Below are 5,210 nucleotides of genomic sequence, written 5' to 3'. Positions count from 1 at the left end.
GCGCGAGCCGTCCGGCGGGGGCTCGGCCGTGCGCGAGCTGCGCGTCTTCCGCGACCGGGACGTGCGGCTGGCCATCGCGGTCACGGCCGTGGGCAACGCGGGGCTGCTCATGGTGTTCACCTTCTTCGCGCCCCTGGTCACGGACGTCACCGGCTTCGCCGGCGGCGCGGTGGCGGCCCTGCTGCTGGTGTACGGGGTGGGCGCGGCCGTGGGCAACTTCCTGGGCGGCCGGCTGTCGGACCGGGCGCCGATGGCCGCGCAGCTCGGGCTGCTGGGGGCGCTCGCGGCGGTGCTCGTCCTGATGTGGGCCGGGAGCGGCAGCATGCCGGTGACGGCGGTCATGGTGTTCGTGCTGGGCGCGGCGGGGTTCGCGGTCATCCCCGGCATGCAGGCGCGCGTGCTGGCCACGGCCTCGGCGGCGCCCACCCTGGCCATGGCGGTGAACGCCTCCGCCTACCAGCTGGCCGCCGCCTTCGCCGCCTGGCTCGGCGGGCGCGTCATCGACGGCGAACTCGGGCTGCGCTCCCTCTACGTCGTGGCCGCCGTGGTCACGGTGGCGGGCATCGCGGTCAGCTCGTACGCCTGGCGTCGCTCCCGCGTACCGGCCTGACCCCCGCGAAGGCGGCGTGGACGGCGTCGGCGATCTGGCGCTGGATCGGGTCGGCCTCCGGCCCGAACAGCAGGTCGTCCACCCGGGACACCACGCCTGTGGCCGCCTCGAGCAGGCGCGCGCCCTCGGGCGTCAGCTCGATCGTCGACGCCGACCCGGCGCGGGCCGTGCTGTCGCGCGCCAGCCCCGCCGCGACCAGCGCCTTCACCGCGGTGTGCACGCTCTGGACCGTCGTCCCCGACATCCGCGCCAGCTCGCTGAACGACACCCCGGGCACGCCGGATATGTGACCGAGCAGGCCCAGCCGGCTGACCGTGAGGTCGAGCGGGGCCAGGGCGGCGGCCAGCTCGGTCTCGATCCGGCGGGCCAGCGTGAGCAGGACGATCGACGGGCTGGTCACGGGCGGACCGGGGCGATCGGCGTTCTCGGTGGTCACCCCACCAGTCTCCCGCACCCGCGCGGCCACGGCTGCGAGCGCACCCGCAGGAGTGGGAATCACTCGGAGGGACGGCACGGGGCGGACGCGCGGGAGAGTGCGATGACCGATTCGGCGATGGTGCGGTTCTACCAGGACAACGGCTACCTGCTGGTCAAAGGGCTGCTCGGCGCGGCGGAGGCGCGGGCGTACCGGGAGGTGTGTCACGCGGTGCTCGCGCGGCTGCGCCCGACGGACCCCACGTGGGGGAGCGCGCGGGAGATCGGCGGGGCGGGGACCGAGCTGCGGCACTGCCACGACGCGCAGTTCCACTCGGCCGCCTTCGCCCGGCTCATGGTGGATCCGCGCTTCACCGACGTCGCCGCAGCCCTGATGGGCTCGGAGAACGTGCAGCTCCACCACACCAAGATCTTCGTCAAGCCCGCCGAGAAGGGCTCGCCGTTCCCCATGCACCAGGACGCCGCGCACTTCCCGCACACCCGCCACACCATGGGCGCGGCGATCTTCCACTTCGACGCCGCGCCCGAGGAGAAGGGGTGTGTGCGCGTGGTGCCGGGCAGCCACAGGTACGGGCCGCTGCCGCACCTCGAGGCGGGCGGGTGGCACCTGCCGCTCGCGGAGTGGCCGCTGGAGGCCGCGGTCCCGGTCGAGGCGGAGGCCGGGGACGTGCTGTTCCTCAGCTATCTCACCGTGCACGGGTCCGGGGTCAACCGGGCGGACGAGGCGCGTACGACCCTGCTCATCCAGTACCGCGACCCCGAGGACCAGCCCGCCGACGACGTCCACCGCTCCCGGGGCCAGGGCATGATGCTCCGCGGGATCGACCCGACGGGATCGTGACCATTCCGTTATCGACCTCTCGTGTCGAGGCGGAGGCGCCGCTCTCGTACGCCACAGAGGGAAGAACGGAGACGGTGAGATGAGCATCGACTACATCCGCGAACCAGCTACATCGGGCGGCTCCGAACGATTCGGGCCGCCCTGGCAGGGCATCACGCTTCCCCGCGAGATCCTGGACCGGCACGGCGCCAGGATCCTCGACCCCTGGGACGTCCCCCTCGACCCGGGCGAGCGCTGCCCCGACTCCACGGTCTACCGTTCGGACGTGCTGCTCTTCCCCGGGCAGGCGCTCCGCTCCGACGAGGTGGTCTCCTGGATCGACCGGGCGCTGTCCGGGATCCAGCTGGAGCTCTCGCCGGTCAGCGTCAGGCACGCCCGCGAGCGGGATTACGGGCGCGAGACCGTCTGGCTGCCCGGCGTGCTGGAGATCCGGAAGGAGGCGCAGGACGTCGACGTCGACGCCTGGCGTGCCCTCCGCGTCGTGCGCAGGGCGCTGCGCGCCGAGTCCGACGGGTGGCCGTTCAAGGCGGTGCTCGCCACGATCTCGCTGGACCACCTGTTCGTGGGCTCGGCCACGAGCGGCATCGGCTCGCTCAGCCTGGGCGGCGAGCCCGCCACCAGTGGCCACGCCGTGATCGAGGAGCCGCAGACGAGCGCCCGGCCGGGGTACGGGCGCGTGCCCGTGACCGTGGTGGCCGGGCCGCCGCGCCGCAGGTCGCTCGCCCAGCTCGGCGGGCGCAGGATCACGGTGGTCACGCTGGACACCGGCGTGACGGAGCACCCCTGGTTCAGGCCGGTGACCGACCCGGACGCCTTCCTCACCGTCGATCCGGCCGGGCAGCAGCTCATCGAGGACTCCCACCCCGCCTACCAGGGCCGCGACGTCGCCAGGCTCGTCGGCTACGAGGACCTCGGCGAGCTGCCCAACCCGCTCATCGGCGTACTGAACTCCCACACCGGGCACGGCCTCATGCTCGCCGGCCTCGTCGCGCAGATCGCGCCGGACGCCCGCGTGCTCATGTACAAGGTCATGCACAGCGACGGCGTGGTCCCTCTTGAGGCCGTGCACGCGGCGCTCGACCGGCTGCTGGCGCTCATGGTCTCCGGGACCGCCGTGGACGTGCTGTGCTGCTCCTTCGGCGGCTTCTCCGAGGCGGGCGACCCGGCCATGCAGGCGCTGTTCGACAAGGTCAACCAGCTGCGGGCACGCGGCGTCATCGTGGTCAACGCCGCTGGCAACTACGCCACGACCAGGCCGCTCTACCTCGCCGCGCTGTCCGAGACGGCCGTGCCCGGCCCGCCGCTGGCACCCATGCTGGGCGTCGCCGCCAAGAACCCCGACGGCACGATCGCCATCTTCAGCAACGAGCACCCCGCCGTCCGGTGGCGCGCTCCCGGCGCGATCGTGGTCAGCACGTTCCCGCCGAAGTTCAGGGGCGCCCAGAACGCGATGCTCACCACGGGCGAGCGCGCCTCGCTCGACTGCGACGCCGTAGGGCCGTTCTGCGGCTGGAGCGGTACGTCGTTCGCCGCCCCGATCGTCGTCGGTACCATCGCCGCCGAGCTCACCAAGACCCTCGGCCAGGTCGGCGTCGATCCCGTCCAGCGGGCCAGGCAGGTCGTCGACGCGATGGTCGACGACAAGGCCGTACGGCCGGAAATCGTCGGGCGCCGTACGGGCCCGACGGCCCGCCCCTCCTGGTCGCCGGGCCCGGCCTGGACCACGCCGAGACGGAGGTCGAGCGGCTCGCGGCCGTGCACCCCAAGGCGCGCCGGCTCGAGCTGCTCGGCTTCACCGCGGCGCTGCTCCATCTGGGCACGTCCACCGTCATCTCCAGCCCCACCCGAGTGCCGGACCACGTCGCCGAGGCGGTCATGACGGCCTACCACCGGGGCGTGGCCGAGGGTGCCGCCCCGGCCGACGCGCTGGCGGCGGCGTCGGCGGGGGAGCCCGCCGCCACGTTCATGTGCTTCGGCGCCGGCTGATCACAAGAGGTTCGGCCTGGCGGCCGGAGCCCGCCCGGGTGGAGCGTTCCTAGGAGGCCAGGGCGGCGGTGATGGCGCCCTGGACCGTGTCGTGCACGGGCACGTGGGTCATGATGCCGGTCAGCTCGAAGAGCCGGGCGGGCATGCGCTGGACGGCGGCCAGGTGGACCGCGCCGCCGTCCTTGAGGCAGTTGGTGGCACAGGTCAGCAGCACGTGCAGACCCGAGCTGTCCATGAACGGCACCTCCGACAGGTCGAACACCAGCCTCCCCGCGGGCTCCGGCTGGACCTGCGCGATGTACGCCTCGAGCTGGGCGCGGTTGGTGGCGTCCATCTCACCGATCACCGCGATCACGGTCACGCCGGGCAGTTGCTGGTGCGCCAGCCTCAGTCGCGGCATCTATGCCTTCACCGCTCTCGCCCGGCGTAAGTTGACCATCAATGAAGGATAATGCGCCGGAGACGTTGGCGATATCCCGGGTTTTCCTCGGACGACAGGGGGCTGCTCGTGTCAGTGCCCGTGGCCGTGGCCGACGAACGCCGCGGCCGGTCGGCCCGGCGGCACCAGCCCCAGCGAGACGGCCGCCGCGACCACCGCGACGACGGCGCACAGCGTGAGCCCCGCGACGAAACCTCCGACGCCTCCCGCCGAGCCGGGCGCGAGGCTCGACGCGGCGACCGTCGAGACGGCGGCCACGCCGATCGAGCCGCCGAGCTCGTGGAAGGTGTTGATGACGCCGGACGCCACGCCGTTCTCGCCGGGCGGGATGTTCGCCATGGTCGTCGTGGTGGCCGTCACGAACGCCGGCCCGATGCCCAGCGCCGCCAGGACGAAGCCGGGCAGCAGCGTGGTGTACGCGCTCGCGTCCGGTGAGATGCGCGTCATCAGCGCCGCCCCCGCCGCGGTCAGCACGAAGGACGCCACCGCCACCGGCCGCCCGCCGATCCTGCCGATGAGATGCCCGCCGAGCTGCGCCCCGATGGTGATCGCGATCGCCACGGGCAGGAAGAGCAGGCCCGTCTCCAGCGCGCTGAACCTCAGCACGTGCTGGAGGTAGAGCGAGCTGAGGAAGAACAGCCCCAGCATCAGCCCCGTCGCCATCAGCATGACGAACGTCCCCGAGATCACCGGCCGCCTGGCCAGGGTCTCGGCGCGCATCAGCGGTGACCGTACCGACCGCTCGACCACCACGAACAGGACGTACAGCAGCACCGACCCGGCCAGCGGCAGCACCGTGCCCGCCGCGCCCCAGCCGGCGTCGCCCGCCGTCACCAGCCCGTAGATCAGCAGCGCCGTCGCCAGCGTGACCAGCAGCGCGCCCGGCACGTCGACCCGCT

At 73.1% G+C, this 5,210-nt stretch carries 7 protein-coding genes; 4 read left to right on the top strand and 3 right to left on the bottom strand.

Going from position 1 to position 5,210, the window contains the following annotated elements; translation table 11 throughout:
- Nucleotides 1-610 (top strand): MFS transporter (locus ACWDX9_RS59605; protein WP_449972599.1); only part of this gene is annotated, 610 nt, incomplete at its 5' end.
- Here the strand turns inward: ACWDX9_RS59605 and ACWDX9_RS59600 are convergent.
- Nucleotides 570-1,046 (bottom strand): MarR family winged helix-turn-helix transcriptional regulator, encoded by a 477-nt coding sequence (locus ACWDX9_RS59600; RefSeq protein WP_364249297.1) that lies wholly within the window; start codon nt 1,044-1,046, stop codon nt 570-572. The two genes, ACWDX9_RS59605 and ACWDX9_RS59600, sit on opposite strands and share 41 nt — an antisense overlap.
- Nucleotides 1,047-1,148: 102 nt before the next feature.
- Here ACWDX9_RS59600 and ACWDX9_RS59595 point away from each other — a divergent pair, with 102 nt between their 5' ends.
- The 3 genes from ACWDX9_RS59595 to ACWDX9_RS59585 all read left to right on the top strand — a co-directional run bounded on the left by ACWDX9_RS59595 (nt 1,149) and on the right by ACWDX9_RS59585 (nt 3,872).
- Nucleotides 1,149-1,886, top strand: a complete 738-nt coding sequence (locus ACWDX9_RS59595) for a phytanoyl-CoA dioxygenase family protein (RefSeq protein WP_449972595.1) — start codon at nt 1,149-1,151, stop codon at nt 1,884-1,886.
- Between the two features lie 79 nt (nt 1,887-1,965).
- Nucleotides 1,966-3,765: a S8 family peptidase gene (locus tag ACWDX9_RS59590; protein WP_449972592.1), complete on the top strand. Its 1,800-nt coding sequence runs from the start codon at nt 1,966-1,968 to the stop codon at nt 3,763-3,765.
- Nucleotides 3,669-3,872: a CHAT domain-containing protein gene (locus ACWDX9_RS59585; RefSeq protein WP_449972602.1), complete on the top strand. Its 204-nt coding sequence runs from the start codon at nt 3,669-3,671 to the stop codon at nt 3,870-3,872. Before ACWDX9_RS59590 ends, ACWDX9_RS59585 begins: the two co-directional genes overlap by 97 nt.
- Nucleotides 3,873-3,921: 49 nt before the next feature.
- On the opposite strand, the gene ACWDX9_RS59580 is transcribed toward ACWDX9_RS59585, so the two are convergent.
- Both ACWDX9_RS59580 and ACWDX9_RS59575 read right to left on the bottom strand, forming a co-directional pair.
- The gene (locus ACWDX9_RS59580; RefSeq protein ID WP_449972589.1) at nt 3,922-4,272 is read right to left on the bottom strand and encodes an STAS domain-containing protein; all 351 of its coding nucleotides are present in this window, start codon (nt 4,270-4,272) and stop codon (nt 3,922-3,924) included.
- 111 nt (nt 4,273-4,383) lie between these two features.
- Nucleotides 4,384-5,210: MFS transporter (locus ACWDX9_RS59575; RefSeq protein WP_449972586.1), on the bottom strand; the 827-nt coding region annotated here is incomplete at its 5' end.

It is taken from the genome of Nonomuraea sp. NPDC003201, assembly GCF_053590415.1.
The sequence above is the reverse complement of the archived record's forward strand: the minus strand, read 5'-3'. Positions and strand labels throughout refer to the sequence as shown.